The sequence below is a fragment of the Faecalibacterium sp. An121 genome, from assembly GCF_002160915.1.
Classification (GTDB): Bacteria; Bacillota; Clostridia; order Oscillospirales; family Ruminococcaceae; genus Faecalibacterium; species Faecalibacterium avium.
This window is the reverse complement of sequence record NZ_NFLM01000024.1, coordinates 18,913-35,033: the sequence shown is the minus strand read 5'-3', so window position 1 is coordinate 35,033 and position 16,121 is coordinate 18,913. Positions and strand designations below refer to the sequence as shown.

The 16,121-nt window shown below is 64.0% G+C and carries 12 protein-coding genes; 1 reads left to right on the top strand and 11 read right to left on the bottom strand.

What is annotated here, in order from left to right; genetic code table 11:
- Positions 1-399 precede the first annotated feature (399 nt).
- The 9 genes from B5E66_RS11160 to B5E66_RS11120 all read right to left on the bottom strand — a co-directional run bounded on the left by B5E66_RS11160 (position 400) and on the right by B5E66_RS11120 (position 11,074).
- On the bottom strand, positions 400-1,587 hold the full coding sequence (locus B5E66_RS11160) for a DEAD/DEAH box helicase (RefSeq protein ID WP_087233001.1): 1,188 nt from the start codon (positions 1,585-1,587) through the stop codon (positions 400-402).
- A 136-nt stretch (positions 1,588-1,723) separates the two neighbouring features.
- On the bottom strand, positions 1,724-2,047 hold the full coding sequence (locus B5E66_RS11155) for an HU family DNA-binding protein (protein ID WP_087232999.1): 324 nt from the start codon (positions 2,045-2,047) through the stop codon (positions 1,724-1,726).
- 180 nt (positions 2,048-2,227) lie between these two features.
- On the bottom strand, positions 2,228-5,464 hold the full coding sequence (carB, locus tag B5E66_RS11150; protein ID WP_087232996.1) for a carbamoyl-phosphate synthase large subunit: 3,237 nt from the start codon (positions 5,462-5,464) through the stop codon (positions 2,228-2,230).
- 1 nt (position 5,465) lies between these two features.
- Entirely contained in the window at positions 5,466-6,572 is a 1,107-nt protein-coding gene (locus B5E66_RS11145) for a carbamoyl phosphate synthase small subunit (RefSeq protein WP_087232993.1), read from the bottom strand.
- Positions 6,573-6,602: 30 nt separating this feature from the next.
- Positions 6,603-7,196 carry an orotate phosphoribosyltransferase gene (pyrE, locus tag B5E66_RS11140; RefSeq protein ID WP_087232990.1) on the bottom strand — a complete coding sequence of 198 codons (594 nt, stop codon included), beginning with the start codon at positions 7,194-7,196 and terminating at the stop codon, positions 6,603-6,605.
- Between the two features lie 127 nt (positions 7,197-7,323).
- Positions 7,324-8,241 (bottom strand): dihydroorotate dehydrogenase, encoded by a 918-nt coding sequence (locus tag B5E66_RS11135; RefSeq protein WP_087232987.1) that lies wholly within the window; start codon positions 8,239-8,241, stop codon positions 7,324-7,326.
- A complete protein-coding gene (locus tag B5E66_RS11130; RefSeq protein WP_087232984.1) occupies positions 8,229-9,008 on the bottom strand; it encodes a dihydroorotate dehydrogenase electron transfer subunit in 780 nt (259 codons plus the stop codon). The genes B5E66_RS11135 and B5E66_RS11130 overlap by 13 nt, the downstream gene beginning before the upstream one ends.
- On the bottom strand, positions 8,989-9,861 hold the full coding sequence (gene pyrF, locus B5E66_RS11125) for an orotidine-5'-phosphate decarboxylase (protein WP_242958164.1): 873 nt from the start codon (positions 9,859-9,861) through the stop codon (positions 8,989-8,991). Before pyrF ends, B5E66_RS11130 begins: the two co-directional genes overlap by 20 nt.
- Positions 9,862-9,886: 25 nt before the next feature.
- Entirely contained in the window at positions 9,887-11,074 is a 1,188-nt protein-coding gene (locus B5E66_RS11120) for a dihydroorotase (RefSeq protein ID WP_087232981.1), read from the bottom strand.
- Between the two features lie 480 nt (positions 11,075-11,554).
- On the opposite strand from B5E66_RS11120, the gene epsC reads away from it, so the two are divergent.
- On the top strand, positions 11,555-12,262 hold the full coding sequence (gene epsC / locus B5E66_RS11115; protein ID WP_087232978.1) for a serine O-acetyltransferase EpsC: 708 nt from the start codon (positions 11,555-11,557) through the stop codon (positions 12,260-12,262).
- Between the two features lie 224 nt (positions 12,263-12,486).
- Here the strand turns inward: epsC and glyA are convergent, their stop codons facing one another.
- Both glyA and B5E66_RS11105 read right to left on the bottom strand, forming a co-directional pair.
- Positions 12,487-13,740 carry a serine hydroxymethyltransferase gene (gene glyA / locus B5E66_RS11110; protein ID WP_087233007.1) on the bottom strand — a complete coding sequence of 418 codons (1,254 nt, stop codon included), beginning with the start codon at positions 13,738-13,740 and terminating at the stop codon, positions 12,487-12,489.
- A gap of 199 nt (positions 13,741-13,939) precedes the next feature.
- Positions 13,940-16,081, bottom strand: coding sequence for a polyribonucleotide nucleotidyltransferase (locus B5E66_RS11105; RefSeq protein ID WP_087232975.1), 2,142 nt, complete (start codon positions 16,079-16,081; stop codon positions 13,940-13,942).
- Between the last annotated feature and the right edge of the window lie 40 nt (positions 16,082-16,121).

Below are 16,121 nucleotides of genomic sequence, written 5' to 3'. Positions count from 1 at the left end.
CGCAATCGCTTGCGTCCTGTGAATTACTTTTTGGAATTTTAAGTGTTTCCAACACTTTAAAGGTTCCGTTACAAGTATTCGATATTGTTCAATTTTCAAGGTCCTGCGCCGCGCTGTCTCTCGACCGGCGACCTGTTTATTTTACCACATCCGCTTTTGCTTGTCAAGCTCTTTTTTGAAGCTTTTCGCAAGCTCTTTTGCGTTTTGTGGGCGCCCCGTGGAGCGCTCGAATATAATACTACACCCGGGGACTTTTGTCAACCCTTTTTTGCAAAAAAAGACAGACTTTTCCTTTCTTTCCTTCTCCGGATGCAAAAAAGCCGGATACACGCGGTATCCAGCCTCATTTCTCTTATTCTGTGCGGCGGATGGGGCGACGGATCACGCCCCTTCCTTTATTTAAAAGTAGCTCCGGATCTGGAACTTATCCCCGGCGTCCTTTTTCTCCTCCACCACGATGCGCTCATGGTTGAAGTCGAAGTGGACCGGCAGGCACAGCTCGGTGTTGCGGGTCATCCGCAGCAGCTCATCCACCCGCTTTTTCTCGTCGGGCATATAGAACAGGTAGCTGACCCCCTCCTTTTTGGCCCGGCCGGTGCGGCCGATGCGGTGGGTATAGTGCTCGTTGTCCGAGGGGACGTCGTAATTGATCACCGCGTCCACGTCCGACACATCGATGCCGCGGGCTGCCACGTCGGTGGCCACCAGCACCGATACCTTGCCGTCGCGGAAACTCTGCATGATCCGGTTGCGGTCCTTCTGGGACAGGTCCCCGTGAAGGCAGTCCACCGAAAAGCCCAGCCGGGCCAGCTGGTTGGCCAGGGTGGCGGTGGCGAACTTGGTGTCGCAGAACACCATCACCCGCTTGTACCCCTCCCCGATGATGAGCTGGGCCAGGTCGGACAGCTTGTTGCGGCCCGAGGTCTCCAGCATATACTGGGTGATCTTGGGCTGGCTTTCCTCCCGGGGCTGCACGGTGATCTCCTCGGCATCCCGCTGATACAGCCAGCCGATGTCCATCACCTCGCGGCTGATGGTGGCCGAGAACATGGACAGGGACCTGCGGTTCTTCATCAGGTCGATGATGTGGCGCACGTCCTTATAAAAGCCCATGTTCAGCATCTCGTCCGCTTCGTCCAGCACCACCTGCACGACGCCGGACAGGTCGATGTTGTGGTGCCTGTAATGGTCCATCAGCCGGCCGGGGGTCGCCACCACGATCTGGCAGCCCTCCGCCAGACGGCGGGCCTGCTTTTCCATATTGGCGCCCCCGTAGACGCAGGCCACCTGCACGCCGGGCATAAAGTGGGTCAGGTCCTCCATATCCCCCGCGATCTGCTGGGCCAGCTCCCGGGTGGGGGCCAGGATCACCGCCTGGGGCTTTTTTTGGTCCGGCCGGATCTGTTCGGCCACCGGGATCCCAAAGGCACAGGTCTTGCCGGTGCCGGTGGGCGCCTTGGCGATCACGTCCCGGCCCGCCATCATCAGGGGGATCACCTTTTCCTGGATCTCGGTCATTTCATCAAAGCCCATCCGCTCCACTGCCTGGTGGATGGCCTCGCTGCACTGCAATTCGCTGTAACGCATGGTTCACTCCGTTCTGTTCTGAGTCATTGGGCTCTCTTATCTATCAGTATAGCACGGCAGGGACCGCTTGTCAGCCCCGGGCCAAAAAACAAGCCGGGCGCCTGTTGGCGTCCGGCCTGCGTATGGATCGAAAGCGTTATGCAGTCTCCTCCAGAGACTTGTTCTCCGCAGCGGCGGCCTGCCGGGCGGCCTCCAGCTTCTGCTTGAAGCGGCCGCTGGCCTTGAAGCCGGGGATGGAGGTGGACTCCAGGCGGCTGGACACCTTGGTCTTGGGGTTGGTGTAAGCCTTGGGCTTGCGCGGACGCATCTCAAAGCGGCCAAAGCCGGCAATGGTGACCTTCTCGTCGGCCCGCAGGCACTCTGCGATCTGGTCGAACATGGCGTCCATCGTCATTTCCACCTGGCTCTCGGGGAAGCCCGTCTTGCGGGCAACGGTCTCGATCATCTGGGAACGGGTCATATCTTTCTTTCCTCCTAGAACAACCTGTTATATACAAGAGATTTCGTCCAGATTGAAATATCTGGCGTGCCTCTCAAATTTTACGCTCTCTTGCATTTTTTGCACGCGGTAGAGTATAGCAAAGACTGGCGCTCATCGCGAGATTCTTCACACGAAACGTATCAATTTACACACGAACCGTCATTTCCCCTGATACAGCGTGGCAATATCCACCAGGGGAACGTCCTTCAGGCTGTGCTCGCTGCGCAGGCAGTTGACCAGTGCATTGGCCGTATCCACCGCGGTGATGCAGGGGATGCTCAGTTCGACGGCCTTGCGGCGCAGGCGGACCGAGTCTCTGTGGGGGTCGCGGCCCCGGGCGCTGGTGGAAAAGACATAGTCCACCAGACCGCTCTGGAGCAGGTCCACGATGTTGGGCGACTCGCCCGACATATTGCGCACCTCGTTGCAGGGCACCATGTGCTTGTTCAGCCAGGCGCAGGTGCCCGAGGTGCCGTACAGCTTGTAGCCCATGCTCTTGAGCTTCCAGGCGATGTCCACGAACTCGGGCTTGTCGCTGTCCTTGACGGTGAAGATGCAGCAGCTGGCGGGGCCGGGGGTCTTGAAGGTATAGCCCGCGCCGATGAGGCCCTTGAGCAGCGCGTCGTGGTAGTTGGGCGCGATGCCCAGCACCTCGCCGGTGGACTTCATCTCGGGGCCGAACTGGGTATCCACCCCGTGGAGCTTCTCAAAGCTGAACACCGGCACCTTGACCGCCACATAGGGGGCGTTGGGGTGCAGTCCGGTGCCGTAGCCCATGTCGGCCAGCTTTTCGCCCAGACAGCAGCGGACCGCCAGGTCCACCATGGGCACGCCGGTGACCTTGGAGATATAGGGCACGGTGCGGGACGACCGGGGGTTGACCTCGATGACGTACACCTTGCCGTCCGACACGGCGTACTGGACGTTGACCAGGCCCACCACCTTCAGCTCCCGGGCAAACCGGCCGGTGTAGTCCACCATGGTGTCGATGATGCTCTGGGACAGGTGCTGCGCCGGGTAGACGCAGATCGAGTCGCCCGAGTGGACGCCGGTCCGCTCCACCTGCTCCATGATGCCGGGGATCAGGTAGTCGGTGCCGTCGCAGATGGCGTCCACCTCGCACTCGATGCCCTGGATGTACTTATCCAGCAGCACCGGATGATCCATGTCCACGTGCTCGGTGATGACGCCCATATACTCGATGACGTCCTCCCGGGTGTAGGCCACGATCATGTTCTGACCGCCCAGCACATAGGACGGGCGCATCAGGACCGGCAGGCCGATCTCCTCGGCGGCGGCCAGGGCCTCCTCCAGGGTAAAGACGGTGCGGCCGGGGGCGCGGGGGATGCCGCAGCGCTCCAGCAGCTCGTCGAACCGCTCCCGGTCCTCGGCCTCGTCGATGGCGTCCGCCGGGGTGCCCAGGATGGGCAGGCCGATCTCGTCCATGTGCTTGGCCAGCTTGATGGCGGTCTGCCCGCCAAACTGCACCACACACCCGTCCGGCTTTTCGGTGGCGATGATGTTGTCCACGCTCTCGGGGGTCAGGGGGTCGAAGTAGAGCCGGTCGCCGGTGTCAAAGTCGGTGGACACCGTCTCGGGGTTGTTGTTGACCAGGATGGCCTCACAGCCGTGCTTTTTCAGCGTCCAGACGCAGTGCACCGAGCAGTAGTCGAACTCGATGCCCTGTCCGATCCGGATGGGGCCCGAACCGAACACCAGCACCCGCTTTTTGTGGGGCCGGCCCGCCTCCTTCTCCTCGATGAAGGCTGCGGCCTCGTTGTCCCCGTCGTAGGTGGAGTAGAAATAGGGGGTGTTGGCCGAGAACTCAGCGGCGCAGGTATCCACCATCTTGAAGCCGGCCCGGTAATCCTCGACGGGCAGCTTCTCCACCCCGGCCAGCCGGCGGATGGTCTTGTCCTGGAAGCCGTACTTCTTGGCCTCCTTGTACTGCTCCTCGCTCAGCTGGCCGCTGCAGCGGGCCAGGCCGTTCTCCAGGTTGGCCAGGTGCTGCATCTTGTCCAAAAACCACCAGTCGATCTTGGTGATGTTGTAGATGGTCTGGTGGTCGATGCCCCGCTTGAGGGCCTCGTAGACGCAGAACACGCGCTCGGAATCCTGCACATACAGGTGGGAGATGATCTCCTGGTCGCTCAGCTCCTCAAAGGGCTTGTGGGTCAGGGTGTCCATCCCCAGCTCGATGGAGGAGACGGCCTTCATCATGGCGGCCTCGAAGCTGTTGCCGATGCTCATCACCTCGCCGGTGGCCATCATCTGGGTGCCCAGGGACTTGTCCGCATAGACGAACTTGTCGAAGGGCCACTTGGGGTACTTGACCACGATGTAGTCCAAAGCCGGCTCAAAGCAGGCGCAGGTCTTGCCGGTGACGTCGTTGGTGATCTCGTCCAGGGTGTAGCCGATGGCGATCTTGGTGGCCACCTTGGCGATGGGATAGCCGGTGGCCTTGGAGGCCAGGGCCGACGAGCGGGACACACGGGGGTTGACCTCGATGACCGCGTAGTCGAAGCTGTCCGGCTTGAGGGCAAACTGGCAGTTGCAGCCGCCCTCGATCCCCAGCTCGGTGATGATGTCCAGCGCCGCGGTGCGCAGCATCTGGTATTCGTGGTCGCTCAGGGTCTGGCTGGGGGCCACCACCACCGAGTCGCCGGTGTGGATGCCCACGGGGTCCAGGTTCTCCATGTTGCAGACGGTGATGACGTTCCCCTTGTGGTCCCGCATCACCTCATACTCGATCTCTTTCCAGCCGGCGATGCACTTTTCCACCAGGATCTGATGGATGGGGGAAAGACGCAGGCCGTTGGTGCCGATCTCGATCAGCTTGGCCTTGTTCTCGCAGATGCCGCCGCCGGTGCCGCCCATGGTGAAGGCGGGCCGCACGATGACCGGGTAACCGATGCGGTCGGCGCAGGCCAGCGCGTCCTCCAGCGTCTCCACCACCTCCGAGGGGATGATGGGCTGGTGCAGCTTCTCCATCGTCTCCTTGAACAGCTCCCGGTCCTCGGCCCGGTCGATGGTCTCGGGCTTGCAGGCCAGGAGCCGGATGCCGGTGCGGTCCAGATAGCCGCTGCGGGCCAGCTCCATGGACAGGTTCAGGCCCATCTGGCCGCCCAGGTTGGGCAGCACCGAGTCGGGCTTCTCGATGTCCAGGATCCGCTCCACCACCTCCAGGGTCATGGGCTCGATGTAGACGTGGTCGGCCACGTCGGGGTCGGTCATGATGGTGGCGGGGTTGGAGTTGAGCAGGACCGTCTCGATCCCCTCCGCCTTGAGGGCCCGGCAGGCCTGGGTGCCCGAATAGTCGAACTCAGCCGCCTGGCCGATGATGATGGGCCCCGAGCCGATCACCAGTACCTTTTTGATTCTGGGGTCCTTGGGCATATCAGCGCGCCTCCTTTGCGTTCTTTACGTTGGTCAGGAAGCGGTCGAACAGAAACTCGGTGTCCTTGGGGCCGCCGTTCGCTTCCGGGTGGAACTGGACGGTGAAGCAATTCCATTTCTTGTACTGGATGCCCTCGCAGGTGCCGTCGTTGGCGTTGACCTGGGCCACCGCGCCCATCTCGGCGGGCAGCTGGTCCCCCACCACCGCATAGCCGTGGTTCTGGCTGGTGATGAAGGTGCGCCCGCTGGCAAAGTCGGTGACCGGCTGGTTGGCGCCCCGGTGCCCGTACTTGAGCTTGGTGGTCTTGGCGCCGGCCGCCAGGGCGGACAGCTGATGGCCCAGACAGATGCCGAAGGTGGGGATGTTCAGCTCGAAGATCCGGCGCAGGTTCTCGATGGCCTGCACCGGCTCGGCGGGGTCCCCGGGACCGTTGGACAGCATGATGCCGTCGGGGGCCAGGGCGGCCACCTCCTCCGCGGTGGAGAAGGCGGGCATCACCGTCACCTTGCAGCCCCGGCGCACCAGGCAGCGGACGATGTTCCGCTTGCAGCCGTAATCCATCAGCACGATGTGGGGGCTGCCCTGGGGGTTGTGTACCTGGGGCCGGGTGCAGGTGACGTTCTTGACCGCATCGGTGACGGCATAGGCCCGCACCTCGTCCAGCAGCGCCTGGGTGCGGCCGGCGTTGGCCGGGTCGGCGGGGTCGAACTCGGTCAGGATGGCGCCGTTCATGACGCCGCTCTCCCGGATGATCCGGGTCAGACGCCGCGTGTCGATGCCCTCGATGCCGATGATCCCGTTCCGCTTCAAAAAGCTGTCCAGCGTCTCCTCGCTGCGCCAGTTGGAGGGGGTGGTGCAGGCCTCCCGGACGATGTAGCCCCGGGCCCACACCCGCTGCGACTCCATGTCCCAGCGGTTCATCCCATAGTTGCCGATCAGCGGGTAGGTCTGGGTGATGATCTGGCCGTAGTAGCTCGGGTCGGTCAGGGTCTCCTCAAAGCCCACCATGCCGGTGGCAAAGACCACCTCGCCCACCGTGACGCCCGCAGCGCCCACCGAACGGCCCGCAAACACCATCCCGTTTGCCAAAAGAAGATATGCGTTCATTGCGTTCCCTCGTTTTATCTTGCGCAGGACTTACAGGGTCTGCTTGGCCTGCTGGCTCATCTTCCGGCTGCCCAGGTGCACCAGGGGCAGCTTGCCCTCCCTGCACAGGGGGCACTCCTCGGGAGCGTAGTTGGGCAGGTCCAGCTTGAGGGCGCTGGCCAGGATGGGGATGGGAGAGGGCGCCTCGGGCTTGGTGCGGTCCACCACGCAGGTGATGCCCAGGCAGATGCCGCCGGCCTCCTCGATGGCACGCTTGGTCTCCAGGGAGGAGATGCCGGTGGTCACCACGTCCTCCGCGATGATGCACTTCTCGCCCGGATGGATGGCGAACCGCTTCAGGGTCATCACATTGTCCACCCGCTCGGTGAAGATGGCCCGCAGCCCGGTCTGGCGGGCCAGCTCATAGGCGTAGACGATGCCGCCCATGGCAGGCCCCACGATGACGTCCGCCCCCAGCTCCCTGATCCTGGCCGCCACCGGGGCCATCACCTCGGCGCACCGGTCGGGGTACTGCTGCAGATAGGCCATCTGGCAGTAGGCGCTGGAATGCCGCCCCGAGGACAGCAGGAAGTGGCCTTCCAGAAATGCGTCACAGCTCTTCAAAATCTCGATCGCTTCACTCATTGTCGTTCTCCCTTGTCTTCAAACCAAATAGGTGCGTCTCACGGTATTGTAACACGCAGATGTCGAAAATGCAACTTTATTCGCGATATTTTAGTTTTAGTTTATATATGCATACTTTTCGGCATGATCAGCGGGCACAGCCCCGGATCTCGTCGAGGGTGGACACCCCGTGGGCGTCCATCCACGCGGCCATCTCGCAGGCCACCGTCTCCATGGCGCGGGGGTTTGCAAAGTTGGCGGCCCCCACCTGCACGGCGGCGGCGCCCGCCATGATGAACTCCAGCGCGTCGCGGCCGGTGGCGATGCCGCCCAGGCCCACCACCGGGATCTGCACGGCCCCCACGGCCTGCCAGACCATCCGCAGCGCGATGGGGCGCACCGCCGGGCCGGACAGGCCCGCAAAGATGTTGTCAAAGACGGGGCGGCGCTTTTCCAGGTCGATGGCGCAGGCCTGGAAGGTGTTGGTCAGGCTGATGGCGTCGGCCCCGGCCTGTTCCACCGCCCGGCACATCGCGGGGATGTTCTCGGCCTGGGGGCTGAGCTTGACCATCAGGGGCTTTTTGCACACCTGGCGCACCATCCGCACCACTTCCCCTGCGGCCTCGGCCTTGACCCCGTAGGCCATCCCCCCCTGCTTGACGTTGGGGCAGCTGATGTTCAGCTCCACGATGTCCACGGCGCTGCCGTCCAGAAGGGCCGCGCCCTCCACGTATTCTTCCTCACTGTGGCCGCCAAGGTTGGCGATGACCACCGTGCCGTAGGCCGCTTTCAGGGCCAGCATCTCGGGCAGCTCCACCTCGATGAAGTGCTGCACGCCGGGATTCTGCAGCCCGATGCTGTTGATCAGCCCCGAGGGGGTCTCCCACAGCCGCTCGCCCTTGTTGCCGAACTGGCCGTGCAAAGTCAGCCCCTTGCCCGAGATTCCGCCGATCTTTCCAAAGTCGGCCAGGTCCTCGTATTCCACGCCGTAGCCCACCGTGCCCGAAGCGCCAATGACCGGGCTGTTCATCCGGAAGCCCAGCAGTTCCGTTGTCAGGTCTGCCATCCAAACACCTCCGTTCCCCAAAAGACCGGGCCGTCCTTACACACGCTTTTGGCCCCGGCCGCCGTCTCGATGGTGCAGCCCAGGCAGGCCCCGATGCCGCAGGCCATCTTCTTTTCCAGGCTGACCAGACAGGGGGTGCCCTTCTCCGCGCACAGGCGGGCGGCATTCCGCATCATGGGCATCGGCCCGCAGATCAGCACCAGGTCGTAGTCCGCCGGGTCATACAGCTGGGTGACAAAGCCGTGGAACCCCACCCGGCCGCTGTCGGTGGACACCTTCACCACACCCGCCAGGGCGCGGTAGGGCTCCATGCAGTAGGGCTGGTCCCGGAAGCCGAAAAACACATCCGGCCGGATGCCCAAAGCCGCCAGCTCCCGGGCGGTCTGGTACATGGGCGCGGTGCCGATGCCGCCTCCCACCAGGGCGATGCGCCGGTACTGCGCCGCCAGGGCGGGCAGGTCAAAGCCGTTGCCCATCGGCCCCGTCAGCTGCAAGCGGTCCCCGGGCTGGAGGGCGGCCAGCTTCCGGGTGCCCTCCCCCACCAGCTGGTAGAGGAAGGAGACGGTCAGCGTCTCGCTCTCCCACTTGTGGACGCTGATGGGCCGGGACAGGAACGGCCCTTCCCCGGCGCCCCAGCTGCGCAGGGTGAAGAACTGCCCCGCATGGGGGGCGTGGGCCGGGTCAGGCCAGAGCACCTCCAGCAGCCGGATGTCCGGCTGGATGGCGGTGTGGCGCAGCACCTGGGCTTCACAGCAGGCTGCACGCATGGGCGATGGCCTCCTTCATATCCACACACTCGTTGTAGGCCGCCTCGTCAAAGGCCGCGCCGGGCTGCTTTTTGTAGGCCAGCAGGATGCCCCGGCTGGAGTTGACGGTGCCGCCGTTGCCCTGGTTGAGGTACTGTGCGATGTCCTCGGCCTTGCCGCCCTGGGCGCCGTAGCCGGGGATGAGGAAGAAGCTGTCCTTGTAGCGGGCGCGGATCTCGGCGGCCTCCTCGATGTGGGTGCCCCCGATCACCAGGCCGATGGACGAATAGCCGTGCCGGCCCATGTAGTCCTTGCCCAGGGCGTTCAGCTTGTCCCCCACCAGGTCGTAGACGTGGCGGCCGTCGGCCAGCTTCTCGTATTCAAAGTCCTTGGCGCCGCCGTTGGAGGTGCGGCAGAGCACGAACAGGCCCTTGCCCTGCTTTTCCGCATAGGGCAGGTAGGGGCTGATGGAATCCAGGCCCATGTAGGGGGCCAGGGTGACGAAGTCCGCCTCAAAGTCCCCCGTAAAGTGGCCGATGGCATACATCTCGGCGGTCTTGGCGATGTCGCCCCGCTTGATGTCCGCAATGACCGGCACGCCGGCCTCCCGCACGGCCTTGAGGGTCTGGGCGTAGGCCCGCAGCCCGTCCAGGCCCAGGGCCTCATAATAGGCGATCTGCACCTTGTAGCAGCCCGCCACCGCCTTGGTGGCCTCGATCAGGGCCTTGTTGAACCGGACGATGTTCTCCCCCTTGGACAGGGTCTTATCCACGAACGTCTCGGGCAGGTAGGAAAAGTCGGTGTCCAGGCCCACGCACACCGGGCCCCGGGCCTCGACCGCCTCATACAGCTTGTCCATGTTGGTATTCATCATTCTTCCCTCTCCTTTGCTCCCTTGTTCAGTCGGCCTGGTAGGTCAGGCAGCCGCCCTTGATGGTGGCGCAGACCCGGCCGTACAGCTGCGCCCCGTCGTAGGGGCTGTTCTTCGATTTCGAGTGCAGGTTTTCCCGCTTCACCGTATAGGGCGTGTCCAGGTCCACCAGCACCAGGTCGGCGTCGTAGCCGGGCTCCAGACGGCCCTTGTTCAGCCCCAGGATCTGGGCCGGGCGCTCGCTCATCAGGACGCTCAGCGCCTCCAGGGGCAGTCCCTCGCCCCGGCACAGCTTGGTGTAGCACACCCCGAAGGCGGTCTCGCTGCCCACCATGCCGGCGGCGCCTGCGGCCTTGTCCTCCTCCGAGTGGGGGGCGTGGTCGGTGGCGATGGCGTCCACCGTGCCGTCCCGGATGCCGTCCACCAGGGCAGCCACATCGTCGGCGGTGCGGATGGGCGGATTGACCCGGTAATCGCACACATCGTCGGTGAACCACAGATGGTGGGGGGTCACCTCGCAGGTGACCGGGGCCCCCCGCAGCTTGGCCATCCGGACGGCCTCGACAGACCCCCGGGTGGAGACGTGGCACATATGCAGCCTCGTCTGGTAGTATTCGCTCAGATGGCAGTTCCGCAGCGTCTCGATGTCCTCGGCCAGACGGTAATCCCAGGGGCTGATCTCCATATCCTCGGCGTGGCTCAGGATGGTGATGCCCTTCTGATGGCAGATGGCAAAGGCCCTGGCCATGACGCTGGCGCTCTGCACCCCATGGCCGTCCTCGGTGACGAACCGCACCGTTTCGGGCAGGGTCTTGAGGTGGTCCAGGGTGCGGCCGTCAAAGTTTTGGGTGATGGACACCGTCTGGTTGGCATCGCACAGGCCCATCCGGGCGGCCTCGTCCTCCACGGCAGCCGCCTGGGCCGCCGACGAGCAGACCGGCTTGGTGTTGGGCATCAGGTTGACGAAGGTATACCCCCCCGCCGCCGCGGCCCGGCTGCCGGTGGCCACGTCCTCCTTGTACTCGAAGCCGGGGGTGCGCCAGTGGACGTGCAGGTCCACGAAGGCGGGCAGGACGGTCAGGCCGGCGGCGTCCACCACCGGTTCGTCGGGGCCGGCCAGCGCCGCAAGGCCCCGGCCCACCGCCTGGATCCTGCCGCCGCTGAGATACAGCTCCACCTCCTGGCCGTGGACGTCAACTGCATGTTGGATGAGCATGGCTGATTCCTCCTTGTCACGATCCGCGCCGGGCGCGGGCAAAAAAAAACTTTTCCCCAAAAAAGGGAAAAGTTCAACTTTCACGAACAGGGAAAACACCGGCTGCGAAAAACCCGGCTGCAAAGCACATTTTCAGCTTGTTGTACCCGTGGGCGCACAGCATGGCACACATTCCCCTTTCCTCTCCGCCGGGCTGCATCCGGCCCGGCGGGACCGGGCCTTCTCGGACGCGCCCGAATGTCTTTCAGGTATTTTATCATAGAAACGCAAAAAGTGTCAATGCTCTGGAGGGATTTTGTTTGTGAGAAGTCGGGGCGCTGTCCAGGTAAATTTTTAGTAAAGCTCACAAAAATACCGCCCCGGCGGGGGCGTTTTGCACTTTGCGGGGGCCAAAAGGGCCGCCGCGCTGTACTTTATCCCCCGCCTGTGTTAAAATAAAGGGGAACAAGACCTGTCATAAAAGCAAGGAGGGGTTTGCTTATGGGGCTGCTTGACGACGCCCGCAACATCCAGCGCAAAGACCCGGCCGCCCGCAGCGTGCTGGAAGTGATGCTGCTGTATCCGGGCTTCCACATCCTGGTGTATCACCGCATCGCCCACTGGCTGTACCGGCACGGCCACTTTTTCCTGGCCCGGTGGATCAGCCAGCGGGGCCGCCACAAGACCGGCATCGAGATCCACCCCGGGGCCACCATCGGCAGCCGGCTGTTCATCGACCACGGCATGGGCATCGTCTTTGGCGAGACCACCGAGATCGGGGACAACTGCACCATCTACCACGGGGTCACCCTGGGAGGCACCGGCAAGGACACCGGCAAGCGCCATCCCACCCTGGGCGACAACGTGCTGATCGGCGCCGGCACCAAGGTGCTGGGCCCGGTGTACATCGGGGACAACGCCCGGGTGGGCGCCGGCAGCGTGGTGCTGCGCAATCTGCCCGCCAACTGCACGGCGGTGGGCGTGCCCGCCGAAGTGGTGCGGATCAACAACAAGGCGGTCAACCCCGCCGACGACCTGGACCAGCAGGATCTGCCGGATCTGGTGGCCCAGCGGATCACCGCCCTGGACCAGCGGGTCAGCCAGCTGGAAAAAGCCGCCCAGGGAGAGCTGCCGCCCACCGCCACACAGGTGGCCGCCCGCTCCAATCCCCTGCTGCGGCCCGAGCCGGACGGGCCGGACAAGCGCTGACTGCGCTCCAGGGGGAACCCATTTCTGCGCGCAGTCGCGCGTCAGAAATTCCTTCCCCCTGGTATCCCCCTGGGGACAAAATTGAGCGCCGAACCGCGCACTCGGCCTTGCGGCCTCGCACACTCTCGGCGCTAAATTTCCCTGTATGTGTCCCGTCCATCCGCACATGTCGGCTGGACGGGACTTTTTTTGACAATCTAGAGCCTCAGGGGCGGCTTTTGTATTTATTCGTAGAGGGGGAAGCGCTCGGTCAGGGACAGCACGCGGGCGTTGATGTCCTCTTTCTGCTCGTCAAAGTTCCAGATGCAGTCGGCGATGCAGCCCGCGATGACCTTCATCTCCTCGGGACCCATGCCGCGGGTGGTCACCGCCGGGGTGCCCAGCCGCACACCCGACGTGACAAAGGGGCTGCGGGTCTCACCGGGGACGGTGTTTTTGTTGGCAGTGATGTGCACCGCGTCCAGACGGGCTTCCAGCTCCTTGCCGGTGCAGGCCTCGCTGCGCAGGTCCACCAGCATCAGGTGGTTGTCGGTGCCGCCCGATACCAGCTGCACCCCGCGGGCCATCAGCTCCCCTGCCAGCACCTGGGCGTTCTCCACGATCTTGTGGGCGTACGCCTTGAACGCGGGCTGCAAAGCCTCCCCGAAGCAGACCGCCTTGGCCGCGATGACGTGCTCGAGGGGGCCGCCCTGGGTGCCGGGGAAGACCGCCGAGTTGATCCGCTTGGCCAGCACGGGGTTGTTGGTCAGGATCAGGCCGCCGCGGGGGCCGCGCAGGGTCTTGTGGGTGGTGGTGGTCACCACGTCGGCGTAGGGCACCGGGTTCTGGTGCGCCCCGCCCGCCACCAGGCCGGCGATGTGGGCCATATCCACCATCAGGTAGGCGCCGTAGCCGTGGGCGATCTGGGCCAGCCGCTCAAAGTCGATGGCCCGGGGATAGGCCGACGCGCCCGCCACCAGCATCTTGGGCCGGGCCTTTTTGACCGCCTTCTCCACCGCGTCGTAGTCGATGCGGCCGTCCTCCCCTACCCCGTAGGAGACGAAGCGGTAATTTTTGCCCGACATATTCACCGGCGAGCCGTGGGTCAGGTGGCCGCCCTGGGACAGGTCCATCCCCATGACGGTATCCCCCAGCTCCAGCAGGGCAAAGTAGACCGCGAGGTTGGCCTGGGCGCCCGAGTGGGGCTGGACGTTGGCGTACTTTGCGCCGAACAGCTCGCAGGCGCGGCGGATGGCGATGTTCTCCACCTCATCCACATAGGCGCAGCCGCCGTAATAGCGCTTGCCCGGCAGGCCCTCGGCGTACTTGTTGGTCAGCACGCTGCCCATGGCGGCCATCACGGCCGGGGAGACGATGTTCTCACTGGCGATCAGCTCGATGTTCTGGCGCTGGCGGGTCAGCTCCCGGCCCATGGCGGCGCCCACTTCCGGGTCCACGCCGTTCACCATGCCGATGGTGTCCATCATTTCCTTATACATTTCCATACCCCTCTCTTTGTGAAAAAAGTGAAGTCCCGCCGCCCTGTGCAGCGTTTTTGCTTACTCTATCATAATAGCAAAAAAGAGGGCGCAGTACAAGCCGCCGGGCAGAAGTCACACCTTTCCGGCACACAAAAACCGCCCCTCCGGGAAAGAAGGGGCGGTCGGTATGCTTTGTATGGCCGTCAGCTGGTCAGGTTCAGTCCTTCTGGCCGTGCTTGCGGGCCTCCAGGGCGATGATGGCATCCCGGCGGGACAGGTTGATGCGGCCCTGCTGGTCGATGTCGGTGACCTTGACCACGATGGCGTCGCCCACAGCCACCACATCCTCCACCCGCTCGACCCGCTTGGTGTCCAGCTTGGAGATGTGCACAAGGCCCTCTTTGCCCGGGGCGATCTCCACAAAGGCGCCGAAGTTCATCAGGCGGGTGACCTTGCCCTTGTAGATGGCGCCGATCTCGGGATCTTCCACGATGGTCTTGATGGTGAAGATGGCCCGCTTGGCGTCCTCCTGGTCGATGGCCGAGACAAAGACGTGGCCGTCCTCCTGCACGTCGATCTTGCAGTTGCAGTTGGCGCAGATCTCCTGGATCACCTTGCCGCCCTTGCCGATGACGTCCTTGATCTTGTCGGTGGGGATGACGATGCTGAACATCTTGGGCGCCCAGCGGCTCAGCTCATGGCGGGGCTCGGCGATGACCGGCTTGATGATCTCATCCAGGATATACAGCCGGCCCTTGCGGCACTTCTCAAAGGCGTCCGCGATGATCTCGTAGGTCAGGCCGTCGATCTTGATATCCATCTGGATGGCGGTGATGCCCTTGCGGGTGCCGCCCACCTTGAAGTCCATGTCGCCGTGGAAATCCTCCACGCCCTGGATGTCCAGCATGGTCATCCAGCGGTCGCCCTCGGTGATCAGGCCGCAGCTGATGCCGGCCACCGGCGCCTTGATGGGCACGCCCGCATCCATCAGGGCCAGAGTGGAGCCGCAGATGGAAGCCTGGGAGGTGGAGCCGTTGGAGCTGAGCACCTCGGACACGCAGCGGATGGTGTAGGGGAAGTCCTCCATCGAGGGCAGCACCGGCACCAGGGCGCGCTCGGCCAGGGCGCCGTGGCCGATCTCACGCCGGCCGGGGCTGCGGGGCGAACGGGCCTCGCCCACCGAATAGGGCGGGAAGTTGTAGTGGTGGATATACCGCTTGGTCTGCTCGTCGGTCAAATCGTCCATGGTCTGGCTGTCCTTGGTGCCGCCCAGGGTACAGGTGGTCAGCACCTGGGTCTGGCCGCGGGTGAACATACCCGAACCGTGGACCCGGGGCAGGATGCCCACTTCGGCGGCCAGGGGCCGGATCTCGTTGATGCCGCGGCCGTCCACCCGCTTGCCCTCGTCCAGCAGCCAGCGGCGGACGATCTGCTTTTGCATCTTGTAGCTGATCAGATCCAGGTCGGCGGCGGACAGGTCGGGGTACTCGGCGGCGATGTCGTCCAGGATGGGCAGCAGCGCCGCGTCCCGCACGTTCTTGTCATCGGTGTCCATGGCAGCCTTGAAGCGGTCCAGGTACTTGTCCCGCACCGCGTGGAAGATATCCATGTCGATGCCCGCGGTCTGGAACTGCACCTTGGGCTTGCCCCGCTCGGCCACGATGCCGTTGATGAAGGCGATCACCTTCTTGATCTCCACATGGGCGTCCTTGATGGCCTGCAGCATGGTGTCCTCGTCCACCTCGTTGGCGCCGGCCTCGATCATGACGATCTTGTCCATGGTGCCGGCCACCGTCAGGGCCAGGTCGCTGACCTGCCGCTGCTCATAGGTGGGGTTGAGGACGATCTCGCCCTCCACCAGGCCCACCTGCACCCCGGCGATGGGGCCGTTCCAGGGGATCTCGGAGACGGCGGTCACCAGCGACGCGCCGATCATGCCGGCGATCTCGGGGCTGCAATCGGGGTCCAGGCTCATGACGGTCATGGTGATGCAGACGTCGTTGCGCATCTCCTTGGGGAACAGGGGGCGCATGGGGCGGTCCACCACACGGCTGGTCAGGATGGCGCGCTCGCCGGGACGGCCCTCACGGCGCATAAAGCTGCCGGGGATGCGGCCCGCAGCGTAGAGCTTCTCCTCGTATTCCACACTCAGGGGGAAGAAGTCCACCCCTTCCCGGGGCTTGGGGCTCATGGTGACGTTGCACAGCACCACCGTCTCACCGTAGCGGATCAGGGCGCTGGCGTTGGACAGGCCGCACATCTTGCCCATCTCGACCTTGAAGGGGCGGCCGGCCAGTTCCATCTCGTAGACCTTGTAGTGGGGGAATGTCTCTTTGCGGGAGCCGAATTCGATTGCCATCTAGTTACCTCCTTGTTCATCCAGGCGCTCTGGGCGCCTG